The organism is Nocardia sp. NPDC052566, assembly GCF_044547285.1.
In the GTDB taxonomy this organism is placed as follows: Bacteria; Actinomycetota; Actinomycetes; order Mycobacteriales; family Mycobacteriaceae; genus Nocardia.
Window position 1 is genome coordinate 518311 of the sequence record NZ_JBIUAF010000003.1, and the last position, 25071, is coordinate 543381.

Annotated in this window: 25 protein-coding genes; 16 read left to right on the top strand and 9 right to left on the bottom strand. The window is 69.1% G+C overall.

What is annotated here, in order from left to right:
- Nucleotides 1-143: 143 nt before the first annotated feature.
- Both ACIG5A_RS16585 and ACIG5A_RS16590 read left to right on the top strand, forming a co-directional pair.
- The gene (locus ACIG5A_RS16585) at nucleotides 144-3617 is read left to right on the top strand and encodes an amino acid adenylation domain-containing protein (RefSeq protein WP_397241063.1); all 3474 of its coding nucleotides are present in this window, start codon (nucleotides 144-146) and stop codon (nucleotides 3615-3617) included.
- 75 nt (nucleotides 3618-3692) lie between these two features.
- Nucleotides 3693-4571: an oxidoreductase gene (locus ACIG5A_RS16590; RefSeq protein WP_397241064.1), complete on the top strand. Its 879-nt coding sequence runs from the start codon at nucleotides 3693-3695 to the stop codon at nucleotides 4569-4571.
- An 18-nt stretch (nucleotides 4572-4589) separates the two neighbouring features.
- Here the strand turns inward: ACIG5A_RS16590 and ACIG5A_RS16595 are convergent, their stop codons facing one another.
- Nucleotides 4590-5213, bottom strand: a complete 624-nt coding sequence (locus ACIG5A_RS16595) for a disulfide bond formation protein B (protein WP_397241065.1) — start codon at nucleotides 5211-5213, stop codon at nucleotides 4590-4592.
- Nucleotide 5214: 1 nt separating this feature from the next.
- On the bottom strand, nucleotides 5215-5379 hold the full coding sequence (locus tag ACIG5A_RS16600) for a DUF5993 family protein (protein ID WP_397241066.1): 165 nt from the start codon (nucleotides 5377-5379) through the stop codon (nucleotides 5215-5217).
- Nucleotides 5380-5552: 173 nt separating this feature from the next.
- Here ACIG5A_RS16600 and ACIG5A_RS16605 point away from each other — a divergent pair, with 173 nt between their 5' ends.
- Nucleotides 5553-6023 carry a carboxymuconolactone decarboxylase family protein gene (locus ACIG5A_RS16605; RefSeq protein WP_397241067.1) on the top strand — a complete coding sequence of 157 codons (471 nt, stop codon included), beginning with the start codon at nucleotides 5553-5555 and terminating at the stop codon, nucleotides 6021-6023.
- A 238-nt stretch (nucleotides 6024-6261) separates the two neighbouring features.
- Nucleotides 6262-7428 (top strand): 3-deoxy-7-phosphoheptulonate synthase, encoded by a 1167-nt coding sequence (locus tag ACIG5A_RS16610; RefSeq protein WP_397241068.1) that lies wholly within the window; start codon nucleotides 6262-6264, stop codon nucleotides 7426-7428.
- A 79-nt stretch (nucleotides 7429-7507) separates the two neighbouring features.
- Here ACIG5A_RS16610 and ACIG5A_RS16615 read toward each other — a convergent pair whose 3' ends face one another.
- Nucleotides 7508-8077 carry a GNAT family N-acetyltransferase gene (locus ACIG5A_RS16615; RefSeq protein ID WP_397241069.1) on the bottom strand — a complete coding sequence of 190 codons (570 nt, stop codon included), beginning with the start codon at nucleotides 8075-8077 and terminating at the stop codon, nucleotides 7508-7510.
- A gap of 99 nt (nucleotides 8078-8176) precedes the next feature.
- Between ACIG5A_RS16615 and sigJ the strand changes: the two genes are divergently transcribed.
- Nucleotides 8177-9094 carry an RNA polymerase sigma factor SigJ gene (gene sigJ / locus ACIG5A_RS16620; protein ID WP_397241070.1) on the top strand — a complete coding sequence of 306 codons (918 nt, stop codon included), beginning with the start codon at nucleotides 8177-8179 and terminating at the stop codon, nucleotides 9092-9094.
- Nucleotides 9095-9165: 71 nt separating this feature from the next.
- Nucleotides 9166-10344: a pyridoxal phosphate-dependent aminotransferase gene (locus tag ACIG5A_RS16625; RefSeq protein ID WP_397241071.1), complete on the top strand. Its 1179-nt coding sequence runs from the start codon at nucleotides 9166-9168 to the stop codon at nucleotides 10342-10344.
- 9 nt (nucleotides 10345-10353) lie between these two features.
- Here the strand turns inward: ACIG5A_RS16625 and ACIG5A_RS16630 are convergent, their stop codons facing one another.
- Together ACIG5A_RS16630 and ACIG5A_RS16635 are read right to left on the bottom strand one after the other, a co-directional pair.
- The gene (locus ACIG5A_RS16630) at nucleotides 10354-11022 is read right to left on the bottom strand and encodes a trimeric intracellular cation channel family protein (protein ID WP_397241072.1); all 669 of its coding nucleotides are present in this window, start codon (nucleotides 11020-11022) and stop codon (nucleotides 10354-10356) included.
- 132 nt (nucleotides 11023-11154) lie between these two features.
- Nucleotides 11155-11799 (bottom strand): LysE family translocator, encoded by a 645-nt coding sequence (locus ACIG5A_RS16635; protein ID WP_397241073.1) that lies wholly within the window; start codon nucleotides 11797-11799, stop codon nucleotides 11155-11157.
- A 118-nt stretch (nucleotides 11800-11917) separates the two neighbouring features.
- On the opposite strand from ACIG5A_RS16635, the gene ACIG5A_RS16640 reads away from it, so the two are divergent.
- From ACIG5A_RS16640 to ACIG5A_RS16675, 8 genes are all read left to right on the top strand, one after another.
- Nucleotides 11918-12244 carry a metalloregulator ArsR/SmtB family transcription factor gene (locus ACIG5A_RS16640; protein WP_397241074.1) on the top strand — a complete coding sequence of 109 codons (327 nt, stop codon included), beginning with the start codon at nucleotides 11918-11920 and terminating at the stop codon, nucleotides 12242-12244.
- Entirely contained in the window at nucleotides 12244-12987 is a 744-nt protein-coding gene (locus tag ACIG5A_RS16645) for a DUF2071 domain-containing protein (RefSeq protein WP_397241075.1), read from the top strand. The genes ACIG5A_RS16640 and ACIG5A_RS16645 overlap by 1 nt, the downstream gene beginning before the upstream one ends.
- Before the next feature lie 127 nt (nucleotides 12988-13114).
- Nucleotides 13115-13690: a hypothetical protein gene (locus ACIG5A_RS16650; protein ID WP_397241076.1), complete on the top strand. Its 576-nt coding sequence runs from the start codon at nucleotides 13115-13117 to the stop codon at nucleotides 13688-13690.
- A 150-nt stretch (nucleotides 13691-13840) separates the two neighbouring features.
- On the top strand, nucleotides 13841-15499 hold the full coding sequence (locus ACIG5A_RS16655; RefSeq protein ID WP_397241077.1) for a DNA repair helicase XPB: 1659 nt from the start codon (nucleotides 13841-13843) through the stop codon (nucleotides 15497-15499).
- A gap of 40 nt (nucleotides 15500-15539) precedes the next feature.
- Nucleotides 15540-16208, top strand: coding sequence for a DUF3239 domain-containing protein (locus tag ACIG5A_RS16660; protein WP_397241078.1), 669 nt, complete (start codon nucleotides 15540-15542; stop codon nucleotides 16206-16208).
- A 39-nt stretch (nucleotides 16209-16247) separates the two neighbouring features.
- Nucleotides 16248-16886, top strand: a complete 639-nt coding sequence (locus ACIG5A_RS16665) for a LysE family translocator (protein ID WP_397241079.1) — start codon at nucleotides 16248-16250, stop codon at nucleotides 16884-16886.
- A 6-nt stretch (nucleotides 16887-16892) separates the two neighbouring features.
- Nucleotides 16893-17531 carry a LysE family translocator gene (locus ACIG5A_RS16670; protein WP_397241080.1) on the top strand — a complete coding sequence of 213 codons (639 nt, stop codon included), beginning with the start codon at nucleotides 16893-16895 and terminating at the stop codon, nucleotides 17529-17531.
- Between the two features lie 57 nt (nucleotides 17532-17588).
- On the top strand, nucleotides 17589-18986 hold the full coding sequence (locus tag ACIG5A_RS16675; protein WP_397241081.1) for a M1 family metallopeptidase: 1398 nt from the start codon (nucleotides 17589-17591) through the stop codon (nucleotides 18984-18986).
- Nucleotides 18987-19071: 85 nt separating this feature from the next.
- Here ACIG5A_RS16675 and ACIG5A_RS16680 read toward each other — a convergent pair whose 3' ends face one another.
- A complete protein-coding gene (locus ACIG5A_RS16680) occupies nucleotides 19072-19908 on the bottom strand; it encodes a hypothetical protein (RefSeq protein WP_397241082.1) in 837 nt (278 codons plus the stop codon).
- A 405-nt stretch (nucleotides 19909-20313) separates the two neighbouring features.
- Here ACIG5A_RS16680 and ACIG5A_RS16685 point away from each other — a divergent pair, with 405 nt between their 5' ends.
- Complete coding sequence (locus ACIG5A_RS16685; RefSeq protein ID WP_397241083.1) at nucleotides 20314-20814, top strand: hypothetical protein; 501 nt, start codon at nucleotides 20314-20316, stop codon at nucleotides 20812-20814.
- 10 nt (nucleotides 20815-20824) lie between these two features.
- On the opposite strand, the gene ACIG5A_RS16690 is transcribed toward ACIG5A_RS16685, so the two are convergent.
- On the bottom strand, nucleotides 20825-23065 hold the full coding sequence (locus ACIG5A_RS16690; RefSeq protein WP_397241084.1) for a helicase-associated domain-containing protein: 2241 nt from the start codon (nucleotides 23063-23065) through the stop codon (nucleotides 20825-20827).
- A gap of 274 nt (nucleotides 23066-23339) precedes the next feature.
- Between ACIG5A_RS16690 and ACIG5A_RS16695 the strand changes: the two genes are divergently transcribed.
- Nucleotides 23340-23528, top strand: coding sequence for a hypothetical protein (locus ACIG5A_RS16695; protein WP_397241085.1), 189 nt, complete (start codon nucleotides 23340-23342; stop codon nucleotides 23526-23528).
- 84 nt (nucleotides 23529-23612) lie between these two features.
- Here ACIG5A_RS16695 and ACIG5A_RS16700 read toward each other — a convergent pair whose 3' ends face one another.
- Both ACIG5A_RS16700 and ACIG5A_RS16705 read right to left on the bottom strand, forming a co-directional pair.
- Nucleotides 23613-24236 (bottom strand): transglycosylase family protein, encoded by a 624-nt coding sequence (locus ACIG5A_RS16700; RefSeq protein WP_397241086.1) that lies wholly within the window; start codon nucleotides 24234-24236, stop codon nucleotides 23613-23615.
- Between the two features lie 407 nt (nucleotides 24237-24643).
- Nucleotides 24644-24886, bottom strand: coding sequence for a hypothetical protein (locus ACIG5A_RS16705; RefSeq protein WP_397241087.1), 243 nt, complete (start codon nucleotides 24884-24886; stop codon nucleotides 24644-24646).
- Between the last annotated feature and the right edge of the window lie 185 nt (nucleotides 24887-25071).

The window sequence follows — 25071 nt, forward strand, 5'->3', positions numbered from 1 at the left end:
CTACCTCGCATTGCTTCGAATCGGAGCGGTGGCACTAGTGGCGAATTACATAGGTTAGGCAACCCTATCTCAATGGGTTAGGCTACGGCCGAGCAGTCTCGATCCGCCCGCGGCGGGCGGCAACCAAGGAGTGACAGCGCCACATGGAGTCAGCACAGCGACAGGGGGACGCGGCCATCGGCCCGGAGGAGATCCGGGCCGCCATCGCCGAGCAGATCGGGGTGTCCGCCGAGGACATCACCGACGAGGCCGACCTGATCCAGCTGGGGCTGGACTCCATTCGCACCATGAAGCTGGCGGGCGGCTGGCGCAAGCGCGGGCTGGAGATCAACTTCGCGCAGCTCGCGGCGAGTCCGTCGGTGGCGCAGTGGTCGCGCTTGCTCGGCGGTGAGCAGGCCGCGGAGCAGCCCGAGCACACCGAGGTGGTGGCGGCGGACGAGTTCGCGCCGTTCCCGCTGGCGGGCATGCAGCATGCCTACTGGATCGGCCGGTCCGACGAGCAGGATCTCGGCGGTGTCGCGGCACACCTCTACGTCGAATTCGACGGTGCTGGTGTCGATCCCGATCGGCTCGGCCGCGCCGTGACCGACCTCGTCGCCGCGCACCCCATGTTGCGCACCAGGTTCCTGCCGGACGGCACCCAGCAGACCGTGCTGACACCGGGCAGGCCGGTGTACTCGGTGGCGGATCTGCGCGACTACACCACGGAGGCCGCGGCGGCGGAGCTGGAACGGTTGCGCGACACCAAGACTCATCAGCGGCTGGCCATCGAGGACGGCCAGGTGCTCGATGTCACGCTGAGCCTGCTCGCCGACGGCCGCACCCGGCTGCATCTCGACGTCGACATGCTCGCGGGCGATGCGATGAGCTACCGCGTGCTGATCGCCGATCTGGCCGAGCTCTATCACGGCGGCACGGTGCCGCCGCAGGCCTACAGCTACCGGCGCTACCGCACCGAGCGCGCCGTCGATACCGCTGCCAGGGAACGGGATCGGCAGTGGTGGCAGGACCGGCTCGGTGACATGCCCGGTGCGCCGGAGCTGCCGGCCATCCCGATCAGCGAGCGCGCCGAGCCGCACCGGACCGTCCGATACAACCACTGGCTGGCGCCGGAGGCGAAGGAGCGACTGCTCGCCGCCGCCCATGCCCGCGGCATCACGCCCGCCATGGCACTCGCCGCGGTATTCGCCGAGACCATCGGCGGCTGGTCGGCGCAGAGCCGATTCCTGCTGAATGTGCCGCTGTTCCACCGGGAACCGGTGCATCCGGAGATCGACCGGGTGATCGGTGACTTCACCTCGTCGATCATGCTCGAGGTCGATGTGCGCGAGAACGTCACCGTCACCGAGCGAGCTAGGGCATTGCAGCGGGCGATGCACGAAAGCGGCGCGCACACCGCCTATTCCGGGCTCGAGGTGCTGCGCGATCTCGGCCGCTCGCGCGGTGAGCCGGTGCTCGCGCCGATCGTCTACACCAGCGCGCTGAACCTGGGCGAGCTGTTCGCCACCGCGGTCACCGAAACCTTCGGCGAGCCGGTGTGGATCATCTCGCAGGGGCCGCAGGTCCTGCTCGATGCGCAGGTCACCGAGGTGCGCGGCGGGCTGCTGCTCAACTGGGACGTGCGCGAATCGGCCTTCCCCGCCGGGATGATCGACGCCATGTTCGCCAGCTACACCGAGGCGATCGGCAGGCTCGGCGCCGGCGAGGCGGGCTGGAGCGCGGAAGCCGCGGTGCGCCTGCCGGTTTCGCAGGCCGCGGTGCGCGCCACGGTGAACGCGACCGACGGCCCGGTCTCCGGCCGCGCGCTGCACGAGGGCTTTTTCGACTACGCCCGCACCACGCCGGACGCGCCCGCGGTGCTGTGGCAGTTCGACGGTGCCGACGGCGGCTGGAGCTACGGTGAGCTTGCCGCACAGGCGCTTTCGGTCGCGGCCACGCTGCGCGAGGCCGGGGTGCGCCAGGGCGAGACCGTCGCGGTGCAGCTGCCCAAGGGGCCCGATCAGATCCTCGCGGTGCTCGGCGTGCTCGCCGCGGGCGCGGCGTATGTGCCGATCGGTTTCGATCAGCCGGTCGGGCGGCGCGCGGAAATCCTGCGCACCGGCGACGTGGTCGCCGCGTTGACCGTCGACGGCGCCGATCTCGGCAGGACCGATATCGCTTGCCTGCCGCTGTCGCTCGCGCGCGCCAACCCGAAACCGCTGGCGGCGCCGGTGATTCCGGATCCGGCCGCGATCGCCTACGTGCTGTTCACCTCCGGGTCCACCGGTGTGCCGAAGGGCGTCGATGTGCGCCACAGCGGTGCGATGAACACCATCGACGCGGTGAACGCGTGGTTCGAGGTCGGCGCGGCCGACCGGGTGCTCGGGCTGTCCGCGCTGGAGTTCGACGCCTCCGTCTACGACATGTTCGGCATGTTCGCGGTGGGCGGCGCGGTGGTCGCGGTCAGCGCCGCGCAGCGCGAAGAGGCGACCAGCTGGGTGGAACTGCTGCGCCACCATCGGGTTTCGATCCTCAACTGTGTGCCGAGCATGCTCGACATGATCCTGGAGGTCGGCGGCGACCACCTGGGCGACTCGCTGCGCGCGGTGACGCTCGGCGGCGACTGGGTCGGCGCCGAACTCGCGCGCAGGCTGGCCCGCCAGGTGCCGGGCTGCCGGTTCTCCGGACTCGGCGGCGCCACCGAAACCTCCATCCACAACACCATCTGCGAGGTCGCCGACCCGCCTGCGCACTGGGCCACGGTGCCGTTCGGTGTGCCGCTGCGCAATGTGCGCTGCCGCGTGGTGAATTCGGCGGGCCGCGACTGCCCGGACTGGGTGCCCGGCGAATTCTGGGTCGGCGGTGCGAATGTCGCGGCGGGCTACCGCAACGACCCGGAGCGCACCGCCGAGCGTTTCGTCATGCACGACGGCATCCGCTGGTACCGCACCGGTGACATGGCGCGCTACTGGCCGGACGGCACCATCGAATTCCTCGGCCGCGCCGACCATCAGGTGCAGATCCGCGGTTACCGGGTGGAACTCGGCGAGGTGGAATCCGGGCTGCGCACCGCGCCTGGTGTCAGGCACGCGGTGGCCGCGGTGGTCGGCAAGGGCGCGCCGAAGCTGGTCGCCGCGGTATCCGGCGCGGCAGGCACCGCCGAGGAGATCGTGGCCGCGGTACGGGATCTGTTGCCCGGCTACATGATTCCCACCCGCATCGAGATACTCGACCGGATGCCGCTCACCGGCAACGGCAAACTCGACCGCCGCGCGGTGCTCGAGCTGCTCGCCCCGAGCGCCACCGAGACGGCCGATGCCGCGCCGAGCGGTCCGCTGGAGGCCGCCCTGGCCGCCATCGTCGCCGAGGTGCTCGGTGTCGAGGCCATCGGCGCGCACGACGACTTCTTCGGCGCGGGCGGCGATTCCGTGCTTGCCACCACCGCCGTCGCCCGGGTCCGCGAATGGCTGGAGGTCGACCACGCGCTGGTCGCTGATCTACTGGTCGGCCGCACGGTCGCGGGGCTGGCGCGGCGGCTCGCCGACCGCGAGCGCACGCCCGATCGCCTGGACACCGTGGCCAAGCTGTATCTGGAGGTCGCGGCGATGACCGACGAGGAGATCCTCGCCCAGGCGTGACACCGCAGGGAACTAGTTACCGAGGCGGTCCGGCATGGGCTGAGAACCCGTGCCGGGCGCACTAGACTCCGGCCCATGAGCCGTTGGGACACCTCGAACATCCCCGATCAGAGTGGCCGGACGATCATCGTCACCGGCGCGAACAGCGGCCTCGGCGCCGTCACCGCCCGCGCGCTTGCCGGTGCGGGCGCACAGGTCGTGCTCGCCTGCCGCGATGTCGCCAAGGGCGAGCGGGTGGCCGCCGACCTCGGTGAGCGCGCCGAGGTGCGCAAGCTCGATCTCGCCGATCTGGCCTCGGTGCGTGCGTTCGCGGATTCGATCGAGCGGGCCGATGTGCTGATCAACAACGCGGGCGTGATGGCGCTGCCGCTGCGCCGCACCGCCGACGGCTTCGAAATGCAGGTCGGCACCAACCATCTCGGCCACTTCGCGCTGACCGGGCTGCTGCTGCCCAAGATTTCGGACCGGATCGTCACGGTGGCGAGCGGTGCGCACAGTATCGGCAAGATCGATCTGGACGACCTCAACTGGGAGCGCCGCAAATATCAGCGCTGGGCGGCCTACGGTCAGGCCAAGCTGGCCAACCTGATGTTCGCCTACGAGCTGGATCGCCGCCTGACCGCGGCGGGCGCGTCGCAGATCTCGGTGGCCGCACACCCCGGCTACGCCTCCACCGACCTGCAGTCGCACACCGAATCCATCCTGGACACGGTGATGGCGCTCGGCAACCGGCTGTTCGCGCAGAGCGCCGAGATGGGCGCGCTGCCAGGCCTTTTCGCGGCGACCGCCGAGGTGAAGCACGGCGGCTACTACGGGCCGACCGGATTGGGCGGCCTGCGCGGCTACCCCGGCCCCTCCGGTTCGTCGAAGCTGTCGCGCGACGAGGCGACCGCGCGTGGGCTGTGGGAGCTTTCGGAGAAGCTGACGGGCGTCACCTTCGACTTCGCCGCGTGAGGTGACGTCCGCGCTCGCTCAGAGGATGTGCAGGTCGTAGAAGAGCTGGTAGCGGTCCGGATCGTCGGGCAGGAACCAGTGGAAGCCCTCGAGCAGGAATATCGCCACCAGGTTGACCGCGAGCACGATGCCGAAGAAGCCGAAGGCGATCAGCCCGATGAGCCGATGGGGTTTCGCCGGTATCGCGCTCGCCGCCGTCGTATGCGAGAACGCGAGCGCCACAGCGATGGTCGCGATGGCGGCGACGAACAGGATCCACGCCCACACGTAGAGATGCAGCCCCAGTACCGGATCGCCGTAGCCGGGATCGCCAGGCAGAATATGCAGCATCGTCTGCCGCCACGCGGCGAATCCGCCTGCGACACAACCGGTCAGGGCCAGGCCCCAGCCCATCATGTAGTCGCGCGCGGCGATGGTGCCGTTCATGCCCTTGCGCACGATGACGGCGGCCCCGAGGGCCGCGAGCGCCATGAACATGCGCTGCACCATGCACAGCGGGCACGGGTACTCCCACGCGATGAACTGCATGCCGAGCCCGCCGCAGATCACGCCGGACCAGCCGATCATGAAAACGCAGGCGAGCCAGTACTGGAGCTGCCCGGCGAAGCCCGCGCGCGCCGTCGCGGTCTGCGTGACGGCCATGTCAGTAGTTCAATCCGTGGCCGAGGCCACCGGTGATGTGGTGTGCCAGAAGCAGAATCGTCGCGACGAGCAGCACAAGCGAGGCGCCGAGCACCACCCGCCGGGAGCGCTGCTGATACAGGACGACCAGCGCCGCGAGCAGCCCGCCGAAGATGAGCGTGTCCATAGCTGGCGGACATTACTAGCGGTCGACGCCGCGAATGTCCGGACACGCCGCCCACCGGTCCGTGTCATCCGGCGGGCGCGGAGGTGATGCGGATCACGCGACGGGGTGTCACACCCCGGTGGGCTCAACCGTCCTATTAGCGAACCCAACGGAACACGAACAAAGGATCCGACATGGAACCCCGCCTCGACCTCATGACCAATCCCGTCATCGCCGGCCTCTACAAGCGACTTGTCATGGCCGAGAAGGTCATCGGTGACTCCACCCTGCCCGCGGCCACCCACGAGCTGATCAAGATCCGCGCCAGCCAGATCAACGGCTGCGGCTACTGCACCGATATGCACACCAAGGACGCCGCGCACCACGGCGAGACCTCCGTGCGCCTGAACCTGGTCGCCGCCTGGCACGAGGCGACGGTGTTCACCGAGGCCGAGCGCGCCGCGCTGGCGCTCACCGAGGAGGCGACCCGCATCGCCGACGGCGGCAAAGTGAGCGACGAGACCTGGGCGCAGGTGCGCAAGCACTACGACGAGGAGCAGGCAGGCGCGCTCATCGGCGCCATCGCGATGATCAACGCGTGGAACCGGATGAACGTCATCGCGCGGACCCCAGCGGGCAGCTATGTGCCCGGCCAGTGGGGCTGAGCCGCACCTATCCGGCTCGGGCGGGAACTGTGGGCTGCGGCACGGCCTGTTCACCACTTGGTACATGCCTGGTACAGTCGCCGACGTGCAGCGCGCGTATTTCTGGTTTAGCAAGCCGGCCCCGGGTGGGTCGGTCTGCGGCAACCTGCTGCGCTGACCACCTTCCACCCCGAGCCGGATTCTGACCGGCTCGCTTTGTCTCCGTGGGTCGGCCTTACACCAAAGGAAACCATCCACTATGACGACCGCAGCCGATGTCGATTCGCGGCACACAGTACCCACTGGCGACATTCGCGAGCCCTCCGTGGTTACGCGCGCTGCCGCCTCCGGGGTTGACGCGAATGTCGCGGACCTGGACGACCAACGCACGCTGAGCCTGAGCCCGTTGCGCTCACCGGCCGACGTGCGCCGCGCGCACCCGATCACCGACGCACTCGCCGACACCGTCCGCGCCGGCCGCAGGGCCACCGTCGACGTGCTCAACGGTGACGACGACCGCCTGATGGTCATCGTCGGCCCCTGTTCGGTGCACGATCCCGACGCCGCGCTCGACTACGCGCGCAAGCTGGCCGTGAAGGCCGCCGAACTCGACGATCGGCTGCACGTGGTCATGCGGGTCTACTTCGAGAAGCCGCGCACCACCCTCGGCTGGAAGGGGCTGATCAACGATCCGCACCTGGACGGCACCTTCGACGTCAACACCGGCTTGGGCCTCGGCCGCAAACTGCTTGTCGACATCACCGCGCTCGGCCTGCCGGTGGCGTGCGAATTCCTCGACCCGATCACCCCGCAGTACATCGCCGACCTGGTGGCTTACGGCGCGATCGGCGCGCGCACCGCAGCCAGCCAGGTGCACCGCCAGTTGAGTAGCGCGCTGTCCATGCCGGTCGGCATCAAGAACGGCACCGACGGCGATGTGCAGGTCGCGGTGGACGGCGTGCGCGCGGCGGCCGCGAGCCACGTGTTCCCCGGCACCGACCTGGACGGGCGCGCCGCGCTGATCCGCACCGCGGGCAATCCGGACTGCCACGTGATCCTGCGCGGCGGCAGCACCGGCACCAACTACGACGCCGCCTCGTGCGCCGAGGCCTGCCTGCGCCTGGAGAAGGCGTCGCTGCCGCAGCGCCTCGTCGTCGACGCCAGCCACGGCAACAGCAACAAGGACCACAACAGGCAGGTCGACGTGGTCACCGATATCGCGGGCCGCATCGCCGCTGGCGAAGCGGGCGTGGTCGGGGTGATGCTGGAGAGCTTCCTCGTCGCCGGTCGCCAGGATCTGACCCTCGGACACGCCGCCGAGCTGACCTACGGCCAGTCGATCACCGACGCGTGCCTGGACTGGGACACCACCGCCGCGCAGCTGGATCGCCTCGCCGAGGCGGTGCGGCAGCGCCGGGACAGCTGATCGCCACACCCCCGCCGGAATCGAGCTGCGCGGCATGCTGTTTCGCCGCGCGCTCGATCGCGGTCGCGGAGCGGGTTCGTCACACCCCTTCCGGCCAGTCGCCCGCCGGTCCCGGCGGGTCGGTGGCGAGCCGTCCGGCGACCCAGTTGTCGTGGCGCACGCCGCGTTGCAGGCTGCCGAGGCGCGCGATGCCCTCGTACTGGAATCCGTTGCGGCGGGCCACCGCCGCCGAGGCGTGGTTGCCGACGATCGCGCGCCAGGTGATCCGCTGCAGCGCCAAACCGTCCGCGCTGAAGCCGAATTCGCAGACCAGCGCGATGGCGCGGGAGACGAGCCCGCGGCGGCGGTGCTCGGGCACCACCCAGAAGCCGATCTCGTTCGATGATTCGTCGAGGCGGTCGAGGCCGATCATGCCGACGACGGGTCCGTCGGCGCGCAGGCGCAGCGCCCAGGTGGGGCTGCGGCCCGCCCAGCCGGGCGCGACGACGTTGTCAAGGAACGATTCGGCGTCCGAGCGCCGGTACGGCACCGGGATGGTGACCCACGCGCCGATGTCGGGGTCCTGGCAGCACTCGGTGATGGTGTCGATATCGGCCTCGGTCGGTGGTGTCAGCCAGACCGTTCCGTCGGACAGCGCGCGTTCTTCCACCGCGCCATGGTGACACGGAAACCGGCCCGGATTATCTAGATCAACTTCGGTGTCGAGGCGCCGGATTCCACCGATTGTGCGAGCCGTACAATCAGCGCGATGGTTGCCGCTCTTCTCGCCGACTTGTTCGAATCGCATCGGGCGCATCTGCTCTCGGTCGCATACCGGCTGACGGGCAGCGTCAGCGACGCCGAGGACGCGGTGCAGGAGAGCTGGCTGCGGTTGGCGGGTGCGCGCCAGTACGAGATCGATGACCTGCGCGCCTGGCTGACCACCGTGGTCGGCGGTATCTGCCTCGACCGCCTGCGCGGCGCCGCGGTGCGCAAGCAAAGCTACGTCGGCCAGTGGCTGCCGGAGCCGATCGTGACCGGCGTGACCCCGTCGGGCGCGGCGGATCCACTGGAATCGGTTGTGCGCAAACAGGAGTGCCGCCTGGCCGCAATGGTCGTGCTCGACACCCTGACCCCGCCACAGCGGGTCGCCGTCGTGCTGCACGACGGGCTCGCGGTGCCGTTCGACGAGATCGCGGGCATACTCGGCGTTTCGGCGGAGGAGGCCGTTCAGTACGCGGAGAGCGCCCGAAAAGCGGTGGCGCACACGCCCGCTCCGGTCTCCGATACCGAGCACGAGGCGGCGGTGCGGCGGTTGCTCACCGCGCTGTCCTCGGGTGATATCGCCGCGGTGACCGCCGCGCTGCATCCGGATTCGGTGCTGATCGGCGACGCGAACGGCACCACCTCCACCGCGGCCGGCGTGCTCACCGGAGCCGATCAGATCGCGCACTTCTTCCTCGGCCTCATGCTCGAGTACGGGCTGGACGGCACCGACCCGGCGCAGGACTACGAATTCGCGACGGTCAACGGGCAGCTCGGCCTGGTGGTCAAGGGGCTGCCCTCGGAGTTCGGGCTCGGCGGGTCACCCGCGCGGGTCATGGGCTTCGCGGTGCGGGACGGTTTGGTCTGGGGCGCCTACGATCTGGCGAATCCGGCCAAGCTCACCGGCATCCGCCTCGGCTGATGCCGGTCGGCGGCCTATGCTCGGGCTGAAGTCATAGGATGCATTCGGCGGCTCTCGACTAGGCTCCGAATATGCCCTCGCACCCCGCGACCGTGGCCCGTTTGCGGCCCTTCGCCTCCACGATTTTCGCCGAGATGACCGAGCTCGCCGTCCGCCACGACGCGGTCAACCTCGGTCAGGGATTCCCGGATACCGACGGCCCGGCAGGCATGCTCGAGGTTGCCCGCGGCGCCATCGCGGACGGTCTGAACCAGTACCCGCCCGGCCGCGGCATGCCGGTGCTGCGCCGCGCCGTCGCCGAGGACCGGGCCCGCCGCTACGGCATCCACTACGACCCGGACAGTCAGGTGCTGGTGACCGTCGGCGCGACCGAGGCGATCAGCGCGGCCATCCTCGGCCTGGTCGAACCGGGTCAGGAGGTGGTGCTGATCGAGCCGTACTACGACTCCTACGCCGCCGCGGTGGCGCTCGCCGGTGCGCGCAGGCGCACCGCGAAGCTGGTCGCCGACGGTGACCGGTTCGTCCTCGATCTGGACAGCCTGCGCGCCGCCATCACCCCCGACACCCGCATGCTCGTGGTCAACTCCCCGCACAATCCGACCGGGACCGTGCTCGACCGCGCCGATCTGACCGCGATCGCCGAAATCGCCTGCGAGCACGATCTGCTCGTGCTCACCGACGAGGTCTACGAGCATCTGGTCTTCGACGGCGGCGAGCACGTCAGCCTGGCCACGCTGCCAGGCATGGCCGAGCGCACCGTCGTGGTGTCCAGTGCGGCAAAGACTTTCAGCGTCACCGGCTGGAAGACCGGCTGGGCGTTGGGCCCGGCGGATCTGATCAACGGTGTGCTCGCCGCCAAGCAGTTCATGAGCTTCGTCGGCGCCGGGCCGTTCCAGCCCGCCGTCGCGCACGCCATCGAGAGCGAGTTGAACTGGGTGCATGGTCTGCGAGACGCGCTGTCCGACAAGCGTTTACGCCTCTCGGCCGCGCTCGCCGAGACCGGGTTCGGGGTGAAGGCAAGCGCCGGTGGCTATTTCGTGGTCGCGGATATCACCCCGATGGGCGCCACCGATGGTTTGGCGTTCTGCCGGGAACTGCCGCAGCGCATCGGTGTCGCCGCGGTACCGGTCAGCGTGTTCGCCGATGACAAGGCGTCATGGGATCACTTGGTGCGCTTCACTTTCTGCAAGCGCGACGAGGTGCTCGACGAGGCGGTGCGGCGCTTGCGCGCCGGTGTGCGCGTCGGCTGAGCGCGGTCGTCACGGCGCGGTCGGGTGCCTGCGTGCTTGCGGCGCATGCCAATTGAAGCGCAGCGCGAGCAGGCGCAGCGCGATCGCGCCGAGTGCGGCGAGGCCGCCGGTCCAGCCGCGGTAGTAGCCGTAGTGCAGCAGCGCCGCGGTGATGGCGGCGCCGACCAGTGCGGGCACCGCGTAGATCTGGTCGGGCCGGAGCACGCTCGGTGTCTGCCCGCCGAGCAGGTCGCGGATGACGCCGCCGCCGATCGCGGTGACCAGGCCGAGCAGCGCCGCCGACGGCGCGGCGAGGCCGTGTGAGTAGGCGGCGACCGTGCCGGTGACACAGAACAATCCGAGCCCGACCGCGTCGGCGACCTCGAGCGGCCCTCGGGTCAGCCTGCGCGGTGGGTGCCGGAAGAAGATGATCACCGCGGCGAGCAGTGAGGTCCACAGGTAGCTCAGGTCGGTGAACGCGAGCGGCGGCGTGCGCCCGATGATCAGATCGCGGATCACACCGCCGCCGAGCGCGGTGCTGACCGCGAGCACCACGATCCCGAAGATGTCGAAATCCCTGCGCACGGCCAGCAGTGCGCCCGACGCCGCGAACGCGAAGACCGCGACCAACTCTCCGGCGTGCTGCAGTGCGTTGACCGCGGTACTCAGCTGCGTAGCCACGATGTCGCTGTAGACCATGCGCACACCGTGTCACAACAGCGCGCGCCACTCGTATCGACGTGGCCGATCCGCGGGCGCGGTGTCAGGCGTACCTCCGCATTCGCTCCGGCCATGCGCGGTCTGGGGACGGACTTCGTCCGGCTGCGCCCATCAGGCGGGCAGCGGGCGGGCGCGGTCGGTGGCGAGCAGGACCGCGATGGCGCCGAGCATGGTGCCCATCACGAAGCGCTGGGCGCGCAGCCACAGCGGGCGGCCGGTGAGGAAGGTGGCGATGCTGCCTGCGCCGAGGACGATCAGGCAGTTCACCGTCAGCGCGACCGTGATCTGCACCGCGCCGAGGCTCAGGCTCTGCAGCCACACCCGGCCGTGCTCGGGCGCGACGAACTGCGGGATCAGCGCCATGTACATGATCGCGATCTTCGGGTTGAGCAGGTTGGTGACCAGACCCATGGTGAACAGCTTGCGCGTCGGATCGATCGGCAGCTCGCTCGGCGCGAAGACCGAGGTGCCGCCCGGCCGGATCGCCTGCCAGGCCAGCCACAGCAGGTACGCGGCGCCCGCCAGTTTCACCGCCAGGTACAGACCGGGTACCACCGCGAATACCGCGGTGATGCCAGCGGCCGCCGCGGTCAGGTAGACGCCGAAGCCGGCGGCGACTCCGGTCAGCGACACCAATCCCGCACGCCTGCCTTGCGATACGGTCCGCGAGACGAGGTACATCATGTTCGGCCCCGGGGTCAGCACCATGCCCAACGCCGCAGCGGCCACGCCAAGAATCGCGGTCATCTCGATCATGCCTTCGATCCTCACTCACTGGTCGGCCGTCCGTCTCGGTCCACTTCACGGCCGCTGGACCGCCCTGTTAACGGCCGCTTCGTCTCTAGCTATTTAGCTATTGTGCTAAATTCAAAGTATGGAGACAGCGGACGAGGCGAGCATCTTCCGTGCGCTCGCGGATTCGACCAGGCGCCAGATCCTGATGGAGCTGCGCGAGGGCGAGCTGGCGGCGGGGGAGATCGCCGGACGGTTCCCGCTCAGCGGCCCGTCGGTGTCGCGACATCTGGGCGTCCTGCGCGGCGCGGGGTTGATCAAGGAGCGCCGCGACGCCAACCGGATCCTCTACTCCCTGGTGGAGGAGCGCCTCGCGCTCTCGGTCGGCCGCTTTCTGAGCGCGGTCTGTCCGGAGGAGGTGCTGTCGCGACGAAAGCGCAACCGGCACAACGACACCGAGGAAATCTGATGATTCCGACCCTGGCCAGCGTGATCGAGCGCCGCCTGCTGGTGAACTACCGCGTCGACCCGGCGGTCGCCGCCGGACTGCTGCCCGCTCCGCTGCGGCCGCAGCTGGTCGGCGACTGGGCCGTCGCCGGTATCTGCCTGATCCGCCTGGGCCAGGTCCGCCCGCCGTATCTGCCCAGCGGTATCGGGGTGCGCAGCGAGAATGCCGCGCACCGCATCGCGGTCGAATGGGATGGGCCGGACGGCGTGCGGACCGGTGTCTACATTCCGCGCCGCGATACCGATTCGCGGCTCAACACGGTCGTCGGCGGGCGACTGTTTCCCGGCGTGCATCATCTGGCCGACTTCGATGTCCGCGAGACCGGCACCGACCTGCACGTCGAGTACGCGACCATGGACGGATCCACCCGCGTCGCCGTCGACGCGCGCCTGGCCGACGATTTCGCGGGCAGCCGCTTGTTCCCCGATCTGGCCACCGCCTCGGAGTTCTTCCGCCAGGGCTGCGGCGGCTACTCGTGCAGCGCGGATCCGCGACGGCTGGACGGCGTCGAACTCGCCACCGATGCCTGGCGGGTCGAACCGGTCGAGCTCATCGCCGTGCACTCCAGCTTCTTCGAGGATCCGGCCCGATTCCCGCCGGGCAGTGCGACATTGGACTGCGCGCTGGTCATGCGCGATGTCCCCGCGCGGTGGCGAACGGTCGAGTCCATGCGGCTTTCGGTCCCGGAGCCGTTGGGCCTCTGAACGAATCGGGTTGCCGACACGCCGACACCGTCCCCGTCAGCAACGCCTCAGCAATCAATGATGGGCGAGCGTGTCATGCCCGAATTGAGAATTGCTGGTCGAACAGCATCGACTGAGAGGCGATCGCATGAAATTCAGCAAGCTCGTGGCGACATCCCTGCTGGCCATCGCGGCCACCGGTCTCGCGGCGGCGACCGCGCACGGTGAATCCGCCGTGCTCACGCCGCCGAGTGCTACCGCTCCGGGAACGGTGAGCGGCTCATCAGGGGGCGTCGGATATGCCACCGGCGTATCCGACGACGGCCAGGGCGTGACCACGCGCCTGACCAACGGACGGTTCGACGTGGCGCCGGACGGCAGCGCCGTCACCATCAGCGCGGCCGACGGCACGATGCTGGAGCGCCTGCCGACGGTGTACGCCGCCGCGGGCCGCGCCGTCCATCTGAAGACCGAGGTGAGTGCCGACGGCAGCACCCTCACCATGCGCCCCGGCGACCAGCTCACGGTGACCGAGGGCCAGCCCGCGCAGGAGATCGGCGTCATCGGCGCCGGTGCGGGCATCATCGTCGGTGTCGCGGCGGGCGGCATCGTCGGCTGCGCGCTGGGTTTGATCTTCTTCATCATCGGGTGCATTCCCGGCATCTTCGTCATGGCCGCGGTCGGCGCGGTGATCGGCGGCGTGCTCGGCTTCATCGTCATCTGACCCACCCGAGTCATCTGATCTACGCGAGCTGCGCACCCGCCGGAATAAACGGTGCGCGGCTCGCGCTACCTTCTTGCTGGGGTACCCGCAGGTCGCCGCGCTGTCGGTGGGGTCGGGAAGAATGGGCGGGAATCGAAGCAAGGAGGGACTGTGACGGACGGTCCGCTGATCGTGCAGAGTGACAAGACGCTGCTACTCGAGGTCGACCACGAGTTGGCCGATGCGGCGCGGCAGGCCATCGCACCGTTCGCCGAACTGGAACGGGCGCCCGAGCATGTGCACACCTATCGGGTGACGCCGCTGGCGCTGTGGAACGCGCGCGCCGCGGGACACGATGCCGAGCAGGTGGTCGACGCGCTGGTCAACTTCTCGCGCTACGCCGTACCGCAGCCCCTGCTCGTCGACATCGTCGACACCATGGCCCGCTACGGCCGGTTGCAGCTGGTGAAGAGCCCGGTGCACGGGCTGGTGCTGGTCAGCCTCGACCGCGCGGTGCTCGAAGAGGTGCTGCGGCACAAGAAGCTCGCGCCCATGTTCGGCGAGCGCATCGATGCCGACACCGTCATCGTGCATCCGTCCGAGCGCGGCCGGATCAAGCAGATGCTGTTGAAGATCGGCTGGCCCGCCGAGGATCTGGCCGGCTATGTCGACGGCGAAGCGCACCCGATCGAGCTCGACTACACCGAGGGCAAGTGGCATCTGCGCGATTATCAGGAGATGGCCGCCGATTCGTTCTGGGCGGGCGGCTCCGGTGTGGTCGTGCTGCCGTGTGGCGCGGGCAAGACGATGGTCGGCGCCGCCGCGATGGCCAAGGCCAAGGCGACCACGCTGATCCTGGTCACCAATACCGTCGCGGGCAGGCAGTGGCGGCGCGAGCTGCTCGCGCGCACCTCGCTGACCGAGGACGAGATCGGCGAATACTCCGGTGAGCGCAAGGAGATCCGTCCCGTCACCATCGCCACCTATCAGGTGATCACCCGCCGGACCAAGGGCGAGTACAAGCACCTCGAGCTGTTCGACAGCCGCGACTGGGGCCTGGTCATCTACGACGAGGTGCATCTGCTGCCCGCGCCGGTGTTCCGGATGACCGCGGATCTGCAGTCGCGGCGCAGGCTCGGCCTCACCGCGACGCTGGTGCGCGAGGACGGTCGCGAGGGCGATGTGTTCTCGCTGATCGGCCCGAAGCGCTACGACGCGCCGTGGAAGGATATCGAGGCGCAGGGCTGGATCGCACCGGCCGACTGCGTCGAGGTCAGGGTCACGCTCACCGATGCCGAGCGGATGGCCTACGCGACCGCCGAGCCGGAGGAGCGCTACAAGCTGTGTTCGACGGCGCGGACGAAAGTCGCTGTGGTGGAGTCGATCCTGGCCAGGCACAAGGATGCGCCGACCCTGGTGATCGGCGCCTACCTCGACCAGCTCGACGAGCTCGGCGCCGCGCTGAACGCGCCGGTGATCCAGGGCTCCACCAAAACCAAGGAGCGCGAAGAGCTCTTCGACGCGTTCCGGCGCGGCGAGGTGCCGGTGCTCGTGGTGAGCAAGGTGGCGAACTTCTCCATCGATTTGCCGGAAGCCTCGGTCGCGGTACAGGTTTCGGGCACCTTCGGCTCGCGGCAGGAGGAGGCGCAGCGCCTCGGACGGCTGCTGCGGCCGAAACACGATGGCGGACAAGCACATTTCTACTCGGTGGTGGCCCGTGACACCCTGGACGCCGAATATGCCGCGCATCGGCAGCGTTTCCTGGCCGAACAGGGGTATGCCTATCGCATCACCGATGCCGACGACTTGCTGGGTCCGGCCATCGGATAAGCGGAGGCACGCCCTCCACAACGTGTGCTAGGAATGAACCGTGCGACGCTTCGAATTCCCGGTGGACCGCAGGCACGCGCATGCGGTCAACGAGGTATTCGCCGAAGTCCGTCGCCTGCGTGTGCTGGCGATCGCGGCCACGCTGCTCGGCCTCGCGGTGACCGCCTCGCTCGTCTACCTGAACCATCCGTGGGCCTATCTGCTCGCCATCGCCTTCGCGCTCGGCACCGTCGTCGCGCTGTGGGTGGCGCTGTGGACGCCGCACCGGTCGAGCATCGACAAGCTCTACCGCAACGGCGCGCTGGTGCCCGCCGTCGTCTCGGAGACGCATCCGAGCGGCGTCGTTCTGCTCGCCCTGGTCGACGTGGCCAAGCCGGAGGCCAGGGATCCGCGATACGCGTTGGTGATCAGGAAGGTTCGCGCATTACCCGGCCATCAGGCCCGCGCGGGTGAGCGGGTGCCCTCGGTCACGGTGCGCACCGACCGGACGCCGCGGGCGGTGGGGGAGCGCTGGCAGTCGGTGAGCGCCATGCCGATCGCGTGGGGGACGCGGGACGGCACCGTCATCGATCGGGCCCGCGCCGCCATAAGCGAAACCGAATGGCGCCTGCTCAGCGATAATTTGGGGCTCGCCGACATGGTGCGCCGCAGTTCGGCCAAGCGGCTGCTGCTCGACCCGCACCAGCTGCCCGGCGGCCTCGGCCGCTGACACCGCGAAATCCCTTGCGCCACTGCATAGACTCGGGTGATGGTTTCAACGCCCGATCTCTTGGCGTTCATCGCCGCGTCCGTGCTCATCGTCATCATTCCCGGTCCCGGCGTGCTCTTCACCGTCGGCCGTGCGCTCGCGCTCGGCCGACGCGCCGCCTTCATCTCCGTCGTCGGGCACCAGACCGGTGTCATGCTGTGCCTGCTGCTCGTCGCGTTCGGGCTCGGCACCCTGCTCGCCGCCTCGGCGATCGCGCTCACCCTCGTCAAATTCGCCGGCGCGCTGTACCTGATCCACCTGGGTATTCAGGCGATCAGGGAGCGAAAGTCGCTGGGGGAGGCGCTCGGTGCGCGTGTCGAGCCGACCAGGGGCTCGCGGGTCTTCCGGCAGAGCTTCGTGGTCGGGGTGACCAACCCGAAGGCCATCGTCTTCTTCTCCGCGGTGCTGCCGCACTTCGCCGATCCGGCGCGCGGCAGCCTGCAGCTCCAATTCCTGGTCTTGGGAATGGTGTTCCTCGTCATCGCGTTGATTTCCGACAGCGCCTACGCACTGGCCGCCGCGGCCGCGCGGAACTGGTTCGCCAAATCGCCCAAGCGGCTCGAAGCGGTCGGCGGCGCGGGCGGAGTGTTGATCGTCGGCTTGGGCGCGTCCGTCGCGCTCACCGCGACCAGTGAGTGAGGCGCCATGATTCCCACCGGCCATCTGCTGGCCTTCCTCGCCGCGTCCCTCGTCATCATCCTCATACCGGGGCCGGGTGTGCTGTTCACCATCGGGCGCGCGCTCGCCCTCGGCCGCCGCGCCGCGCTGATCTCGGTGCTCGGGCACGCGGCGGGCGTCTACGTGACACTGGTGCTCGTCGCGGTCGGGCTCGGCACGCTGCTCGCGGCCTCGGCGCTCGCGCTCACCGTGGTGAAATTCGCCGGTGCGCTGTACCTGGTCTATCTCGGGGTGCAGGCCTTCCGTGCGCGAAAGTCGTTGCGGGAGGCACTCGATGGGCGGGTCGATGGCGCGACGGACGTCAGGGTGTTCCGGCAGGGCCTGCTCGTCGGGCTGACCAATCCCAAGTCGATCGTGTTCTTCGCCGCGGTGCTGCCGAACTTCGCCGACCCGGACGCCGGATCGCTGCCGCTGCAGTTCCTGATCCTCGGCACGATCTTCCTTGCCATCGCGCTGGTCTCCGACAGCACCTGGGGGCTGGCGGCCGCGTTCGCCCGTGATTGGTTCGCCAAGTCGCCGAAGCGGCTCGAGGCGGTCGGCGGCGCGGGCGGCATGCTGATCGTCGGGCTCGGCGCGTCGGTGGCGCTCACCGGCAGAGCGGACTGAAGCGGCTACGGTACCTCGGTACCGGTGAAGGGGTGGCCGAGAAAGGGGTGGTCGTTCATGAGGTTGTCCTGGCTGACGGCCTGTGCGATCGCCGCGACGCTGCTGACGGGAATTCCACTGCCCGCCGGCGCCGATGCCATCGCCGACCCGCTGGCCGGAGCGCCCGGCCTCGGTGACCCCTACTATCCGCTGGACGGCAACGGCGGCTACGACGCCCGCCACTACGACGTGACCATCGACTACGACCCGCCGAGCCACCTGCTGACCGGCACCACTCGCATCGATGCGACCGCGACGCAGCTGCTGACCAGGTTCAACCTCGATTACGCCGGCCCGGAGCTGCGCATGGTGTCGGTGAACAACCTGCCCGCGGGCTTCGACCGCAACGGCGACCACGAGCTGACCATCACCCCGTTGCTGCCGCTGCTGCCCGGCCTGCCGTTCACGGTGACCGTCGACTACGCGGGCCCGGCCGTGGCGACCGAGGGCGAGGGCTGGACCCTGGCGCCGAGCGGCGGCGCGTTCGTCTCCGGCGAGCCGCACGGCGCGACCACCTGGTACCCGTTGAACGACACCCCTTTGGACAAGGCGACTTTCGCGTTGCGCGCGACCGTGCCCGCCGAATGGGAGGTGGTGTCCAACGGTGTGCGCACGCAGGACACGGTGATCGGCGGGCGGCGCACCGTCGGCTGGGAATCGCATCAGCCGACGATCGGCTATCTGACCACGGTCGCCATCGATAAGTTCAGCTTCCTGGAACAGCGCCGCGCCAACGGCACTCCGCTGGTCTCCGCGTTCGCGCCGAACGCGGAGAAGAACCGCGAGAACGAGCAGCGCCTGCCCGAGATCCTCGACTTCATCGAAAGCCTGTACGGCCCTTACCCGTTCGACGCCGCGGGCGGCATCTACGTGGACGCCGAGCTGGAGTTCTCACTGGAGACCCAGACCAGGCCGATCTACGCGCCGTGGACCGATCTGAACACCGTGGTGCACGAGATCGCGCACCAGTGGTGGGGCGATTCGGTATCGGTGCGCCAGTGGTCCGATATCTGCTTGAACGAATGCTTCGCCAGCTACACCGCCGACTACCTGTGGCCGGAGCGCAAGGACGGCAAGGACGTGGACGCCGAGTACCGCGAGACCATCGACAAGGTGCGCGACAAGCAGCAGTTCTGGGACATCCCGCTGGAGAATCCCGGCGCCGGAAACGAATTCACCTCCGTCTACTACCGGGGCCCGCTGTTCCTGCACGCCTTGCGTAAACAGCTCGGCGACGAGGTGTTCTTCGCGGCCGTGCGGGAATTCAACGCCGCGCACGCGTACGGGAACGCCTCGATGCCGGAGTTCCGCAGGTTCGTGCAGTCGAAGACCGCCAAGGATCTCACCGGCTTCTTCACCGCCTGGCTCAACCGCACCGAACTGCCGCCGGACGAATACCTCTATCCGGGCAGCTAGTCCGCCTCTCCGCGACTTCAGGCCGGACTCGGGTGCCGCGGCAGTTCGGTGCGGTTGTTTCGCTGTGATAAGCCGGGGCTCACGGCTACGCGTCGTTGACCCGATCGCGGGCGCGCTGCACCCGGCGCTCGACCCGATCGAGCTGCCGCTGGGAAGTGTGGACGAGTTCCTTGGCGGTGCGCTCGCCGGTGCGGGCGAATTGCCGCTCCTGCTCGGCATGTTCGAGCTCGGCGCGCAGTGCGCCGAGGCGGGTGTCCACCTCGGCCAGTCGCTCGGTCGCCTTCGTCGCTTCGGCTTGCGCCGAATCCAGTGCGGCGCGGGCCGATTCGAGTGCGGCGAGCGCGTCGTCCAGTTCCTGGCGCGGGTCTTCCCGCGGTGCGCCGGTTTTCGGCTTGCCATCCGCTTTCGATGGCGCGGCGGTCTCCGGCACCGCGACCAGATCCGGCCCCGCGGGCCCGAAGCCCGCGTAGGTGGCGGCGGTGGCCAGCGTCCCGGTATGCACCCGCTCGGCGACCTCCGGATCGGCCAGTGCCGCGGTGAGCGTCTGGGCCACCTCGCGCAGCACGGTCTCGCTCACCGGCTTGCCCCGGTCGGCCGCCAGCGCACCCGCCCGCTTGGCCAGCGCGTTGACCACCTGCTGCCGCTGCGTCGTCAGCTCGCGCAGCCGATCGCCGGACAGTTCACGCTGGGCCGCGCGCAGTGCGGCGCCGAGTCGCAGCAGGGCGTCGACCTCCTCGGGCTCCGCCCTGGCCAGCACGTTCACCACCCAGGCGGTGACCGTCGGCCTGCGCAGCTTGGCGATGGCGGCGGCGAGTTCCCTGTCGCCCGCTTCCTGCGCCGCACCGGCCATGGCCGCGCGGGCGGTGACGAACTCACCGGGTTCGAGTCCGTACAGGTCGGCGGCCACGTCGTCGAGCGACATGGGACAAGCGTAACGATCCGAGGATTCGCAACGACACCCTCGTTGGATTGGACGCTTGTCCGAATTTTGAAGGAAACGCGAAAGGTGTTGCTAATGAACTACTTAGGCTTCCAACTGCTCGGCACCCTGCTCCCCCGCCTGCTCGGCTTCTCGCTGTTGGGCATGGGCCAGTTGTTCTGAGCCTGTACATCGCACCTACAAACGAGACGACTGATTTCGTGAGCACATGGGTAACTCGTCGGGTACGTCCAGAGCTGAACCACGGCATTACCGCCGGTTGCCAACGCTAACTGCTGTGGCACTTTGTCTGGCCTGCAGTCGCGGGGAGGCGGGGGAGTCACTCCCCCTATATCCTCACCAACGTTCACGGACCGCGTGAACACGTTCGGTGAGAGAGGTTTTCAGGTGAAGTTTCCAGGAGCGAGGCTGCTGGCACGCATCGTGCTCGCCCTCGTGGCGGTGGCCGCGGTAGTGATCGCGGTGACCGGTTGCTCGTCAAGCAAGTCCGAGACGTCGGCCAAGGCCAAGGTCGGTGACTGCGTCGTCAGTGCCGCGTCGGCGGATGCCAAGGTCGAGACGGTCGACTGCTCGTCGGACAAGGCCCTCTACAAGGTGGCCAAGACCTCCGACAAGAAGACCGAATGCGGGAATCGCATGGTCGGCTCCGACGACACCTCGAACGGGTTCCTCTGCCTGGCGCCGAACTTCAAGCAGAGCAAGTGCTATGCCGAGATCGGCACCAGCGGCTGGAAGTCGGCGGATTGCGCCGCGCCCGAGGCCAGCTTCAAGGTGGTGCAGCGCATCGACGGCCAGGCCGACGAACTGGCCTGCGGTTCGAACGCGGAGAAGTTCATCACCATCGATGAGCCCAAGACCACGTTCTGTCTGGCCAAGCCGAAGGCCTGAGCCACCGGGATCATTCGAGCAAGGCGACCGACGCGATCCGGTGCAGTGTGAAATGCCGGACCGCGCCGGTTACCGGGTCGAGCGCGTCGAGCTGGCCGTTACCGACCTTCAACGGTTCGACCACCCGCTGCGAGGCAACGCCGCTGGCGTCCACGTAGCCGATATTCACCGACCGCCGCACCCGCGCCGCGAGCTGTAGCAGCGCCAGGGTGGCGGCGGTGCTGGTGCGGGTGCCGTCGGGGCGCACCGCCTGCCCGGCGCGTGCGCTGGCCGCCCGTTCACCCGCGCGTAGCTCCGCGACAAGCATTTCCAGCTGCTCGGTGCTCGGCGGCGTCGGTCGATACGGCTGACGCGCGTTGGCACGCACCGAGATACGGGCGCCGCGCGGCCGCAGATCGACGATGCCGCCCGCGGAATCCTCACCGGCGGGCGCGAATCCGGCCGCCCGCAGCTGTTCCAGCAGTTCGCCGAGCGGCGCCTGCGCGATGGCCACCGTCGGCGCGATCGCCCGCAGCGCGAGCGCGCTCGCCACCGGCGCGGCAAGTACCTGCGCGAGCAGCGCCGGATCGTCGCTGCGCACAAAGGATTGCGCCATCCCCGCCCGTAACTGCCCGTGGCGGCGCGCCACGTCATCGATCAGATAGGTCAGCGCCTGCGGTATCGGCGTGCGCGAATGCGTGGTGAACAGCGCGTGTAGCTCCGCCGCGGTCATCCCGGCGTCGAGCGCGCGCCGCGCCGACTGCTCGCTGATCCGGTAAACCGTTGCCGCGCCCGCGGATTCGACATCCGCGACGAGCGCGACCCGCTGCTGTAGCTCCGGGGTCAGCGGGCCCGGCGCGATCACCGTCAGGTCCGCCTGCACCAGCACGTGGTCGACCGGTGCGGGCAGCGCGGACTCCATCTCGGCCTCGGCATCGGCCGCGCTGGTCGGTGCGCCGTGTAACAGCGCGCGCCCCGCCGAGGCGAGCGCGCCGCGTCCGGCCAGGCCGAGCACCGCCGCCTCGGCGAGCGTGTGCTCCACCGCCTCCAGCCGGAAGTGCCTGCGCCACCGCGGTTGCCGCCACGCGAGCACCCGGCCGATATCGCCGGGATCGAGCGCGGTGCCCGATGGGTATTCGGCAAGCAGCCCGAGTACCGCGCGCCGGTCGCGCGGCGCCACCGGGTTGCGCAGTTCCAGCGAGAGGGCGGCCAGCGGTTTGTCGTTGGCGTCGCGCATGCCGATCATCCACGGCATCCGGTCCAGCTCCAGCCAGGCGGTGGCCAGCACGACCCAGCGCCGCGCGGACGGGCTCTCCAGCCAGCCGTCCGCGCCGGGGGTCGGCGCCCAGAAATCGTCGGTGGAGTCGAATTCCGGTGCCGGATCCGGCATTCCCTTCTCCACCAGCTTGGCCGCGGCGAGCAGCTCGACCAGCAGCCCGGCCCTCGGTTCGTCGATGCCCGCGTGTTTGGCCACCCGGCGCAGCTCACGCACGCCGAGCCCGCCCGCGCGCAGCGCGGGGGCAGGCGTTTGGCCGAGTGCCTCCAGGATGGCCGCGCAATGCCGCAGCAACTCACCGACCTCGCCCGCGGCGGCGGCGTTGACATCGGCGGGGGTGAGCTTCTTCGCCGCCGGTTCCGGCGGGGTGAGCGCGTGCGGGTGGGTCACCGGTTCGTCGCGCAGCACCTGGCCGACCGTGATCGGCAGTTCCACCGTCTCGTCGTCGATCCAGTGCAGCAGCTGCCTGCCGAGCAGCTGCTGGATCGGCCGATCGGCGGGAGTGCCCGGCGCGGCGTCCCTGGTGCGCCCGCGCGGCCCCGTGGTGGCCAGCTTCTCCAGCAGGTTGCGCTCGGGCGTCGCGATCTCGTCGAGCGCGGCACGCACCTCCGGTTCGGTGAGCGCGTCGGGCAGCTGGGTGGTGCTGCCGATCGGCCACGGCAGCGCCTCGATGGCGGCCGGGACCAGATACAGGTCGTCGCCGTCGATCCAGACCAGCGCGCGGGCGGTCAGCCGCGCCAGCGCGGCGTCGAGCGCCGCCTTGCGCACCCGTGCTTTCAACTGCGCTTGCAGCGCTTTGCGACCGAGCGGTGTGCTGTCGTGCGGCGGCCGCATAGTCCCGTGCACCGCAAGGGCTTCCAGAATGGCGAACTCGAGCGTGTCGAGATCATCGGTGGCGCGCAGCACCGATGCACGCTGCTCGGCGCGCGCGGCGAGCACCGCCATGGACGAGGGCAGCGGGACAGCCAGATCCGGCCGAAGTTCGAGCAGCGCCACCAGCTGTTCATCGCTGCGCGCGCCGAGCCAAAGCCCCAGGGAATCGGTCGCAGGTTCCCCCGCCTCTCCGCGCCTTTTGCCGGTCGTGGGTGCCCCGGGACTTCCGACGCGGGCCGACGGTGTGCTGTTTGGTGCCGTTTTGGGCGTCCCCGACGAGTTACCCATGTGCTCCCGAGATCAGTCGTTGCGTCACAATCCGATCGCTCCAGCCTAGTGGACACGTTGTAGCCGCCGCCGAGTTGCTGGGGGACCGTCACATGCCACAATGGGCCTTGTGGTGAACAAATCGAAGAAACCCTATGTCGACAATGGTTGGCCGAAGGTGGCCGACGGTGATCACGCGGTCACCGAACTCTCGTCGGCCCGTTCCGGTGGGCTCTCGCCGTACGGTGAGGACACCGAGTTTCCGGTCCCGGCCGAGCAGCTGCCGTACATGCACCCGCACACGGTGATCAACCGCTAGGCCGTGCTCGCGAAAGCTTCACAAATACCGAAGAAGGGCCCCACATCCTCAGCGATGTGGGGCCCTTCTTGGTGAACGACTGGGTCAGGAGGGCAGCAGGCCCTTGTTGGCCTCGAAGAAGTTCACGATCGTCGGGTCGAGCTTCATGCCGCTCGCCTTGGCGCCGTTGAGGAAATCGAGCGCTTCCTTGGGCACCTGAACGCCCTGGGCCTGGACGACTTCGATGGCGCGGTCGACGGCCGAGAAGATCTGCTGGGAGCTGTCCGGCGCGGCCTGCGGCGCAGGGGCTTCCGGGGCCCAGCGGGGAGCATTGGTGGAGGGGGCGGTGCGCGGCGACGGTGCGCTGCTCAGGCCCAAGCGGGACGAGCAGGAGGGCCATGCGCCCCAGCCCTGGGAGGCGAGCACCTTCTCGGCGACCACGATCTGCTCTTCGCGGCTGGCCTGGTTGGCCGTCGCGGCGAACTCCTGGCCGCCGTGGGCGTTCCAAGTGCTCGGGGAGAACTGCAGACCGCCCTGGAAACCGTTGCCGGTGTTGATGCCCCAGTTGCCGCCTGCTTCACACTGCGCGAGGCGATCCCAATCGGTGTCAGGTGCCGCGCTGGCGTTACCGGCGAGGGCCACACCTGCGGTGCCCATGATGGCGCCGGTGACGGCGACCTTGGCTACGGTGCGCCCGGTCGAGGTTGGCTTGCGATGGCGTCCACTCATATCGGGTTGTCTTCCTCTCGACGCACCTGCGAGGGTCATCGGTCGGGTTCGGACTGAGAGGTCGTCCGTCCCGCCCTCGCCCCTGATTTCCGTCGGGGTTCCGGTATCCGCGGGGCGAGGTTCGGTGCGTGCGGACCGGTGGTTGCCGGGGTGCCCCGGCTGGGTTAGACCGTACGACGATCGCCGCGAAAAATCACCATTTGGTAACCGGCGTGTACCGCTCGGTCTCGAGACGGTCTCGGTTGCCACGCGAGTGCTTCCGTGCAGCTAGAGGACGTGGGATCCGGGCGGGTGAGCGCCGTCACCGCTCCGTGACCTCTCCGTTATGTGACTAGGATCACATCGGAGATTCGGTAACGGTTGCCCGGGGTAACTGGTTCAGGGCCGGTTGGTCGCTTGGGGCGAGCTCAGCGAGAACGGCGGCCGGACCACAGCGCGTAGACGATCGCGAGCAGGAAGCCGATCGGCGTCAGCATCGCGATCCCGTAGAGCCACAACCCCGGCTTTGTCTCGCTGAGTACCGGCGTCAAGAAGATGGCGATGATCGCCAGCAAACCAACCGCGAACAGGCCGAGCGCGAGGCGCAGCAACCAGTCGGCGGAGCGGCGCGGCGAGCCGCCGGAGGGCGGCGGCACGGAGGGGTTCGTCACCGCTCGACCGTAAAACTGATGTGCTTGCGTTATTCACACCGGGGTAGACTCGGTAGAACCGCGTCCCGCATACCTGCTGGGCGCGTTCTTTTCGCAAACTGGCAGAACCTGCACGCGGCGATTTCGCGCGGCGGGTTCGGGCAGACGGATGTTCTCGGGCCACCAGGGCTCGGGTTTCGAATGAT

Coding starts and splice junctions, on each gene's coding strand:
- ACIG5A_RS16585 (WP_397241063.1), top strand. CDS start 144: ATGGAGTCAGCACAGCGACAGGGGGACGCGGCCATCGGCCCGGAGGAG.
- ACIG5A_RS16590 (WP_397241064.1), top strand. CDS start 3,693: ATGAGCCGTTGGGACACCTCGAACATCCCCGATCAGAGTGGCCGGACG.
- ACIG5A_RS16595 (WP_397241065.1), bottom strand. CDS start 5,213: ATGGCCGTCACGCAGACCGCGACGGCGCGCGCGGGCTTCGCCGGGCAG.
- ACIG5A_RS16600 (WP_397241066.1), bottom strand. CDS start 5,379: ATGGACACGCTCATCTTCGGCGGGCTGCTCGCGGCGCTGGTCGTCCTG.
- ACIG5A_RS16605 (WP_397241067.1), top strand. CDS start 5,553: ATGGAACCCCGCCTCGACCTCATGACCAATCCCGTCATCGCCGGCCTC.
- ACIG5A_RS16610 (WP_397241068.1), top strand. CDS start 6,262: ATGACGACCGCAGCCGATGTCGATTCGCGGCACACAGTACCCACTGGC.
- sigJ (WP_397241070.1), top strand. CDS start 8,177: ATGGTTGCCGCTCTTCTCGCCGACTTGTTCGAATCGCATCGGGCGCAT.
- ACIG5A_RS16625 (WP_397241071.1), top strand. CDS start 9,166: ATGCCCTCGCACCCCGCGACCGTGGCCCGTTTGCGGCCCTTCGCCTCC.
- ACIG5A_RS16630 (WP_397241072.1), bottom strand. CDS start 11,022: ATGGTCTACAGCGACATCGTGGCTACGCAGCTGAGTACCGCGGTCAAC.
- ACIG5A_RS16635 (WP_397241073.1), bottom strand. CDS start 11,799: ATGATCGAGATGACCGCGATTCTTGGCGTGGCCGCTGCGGCGTTGGGC.
- ACIG5A_RS16640 (WP_397241074.1), top strand. CDS start 11,918: ATGGAGACAGCGGACGAGGCGAGCATCTTCCGTGCGCTCGCGGATTCG.
- ACIG5A_RS16645 (WP_397241075.1), top strand. CDS start 12,244: ATGATTCCGACCCTGGCCAGCGTGATCGAGCGCCGCCTGCTGGTGAAC.
- ACIG5A_RS16650 (WP_397241076.1), top strand. CDS start 13,115: ATGAAATTCAGCAAGCTCGTGGCGACATCCCTGCTGGCCATCGCGGCC.
- ACIG5A_RS16665 (WP_397241079.1), top strand. CDS start 16,248: ATGGTTTCAACGCCCGATCTCTTGGCGTTCATCGCCGCGTCCGTGCTC.
- ACIG5A_RS16670 (WP_397241080.1), top strand. CDS start 16,893: ATGATTCCCACCGGCCATCTGCTGGCCTTCCTCGCCGCGTCCCTCGTC.
- ACIG5A_RS16675 (WP_397241081.1), top strand. CDS start 17,589: ATGAGGTTGTCCTGGCTGACGGCCTGTGCGATCGCCGCGACGCTGCTG.
- ACIG5A_RS16680 (WP_397241082.1), bottom strand. CDS start 19,908: ATGTCGCTCGACGACGTGGCCGCCGACCTGTACGGACTCGAACCCGGT.
- ACIG5A_RS16700 (WP_397241086.1), bottom strand. CDS start 24,236: ATGAGTGGACGCCATCGCAAGCCAACCTCGACCGGGCGCACCGTAGCC.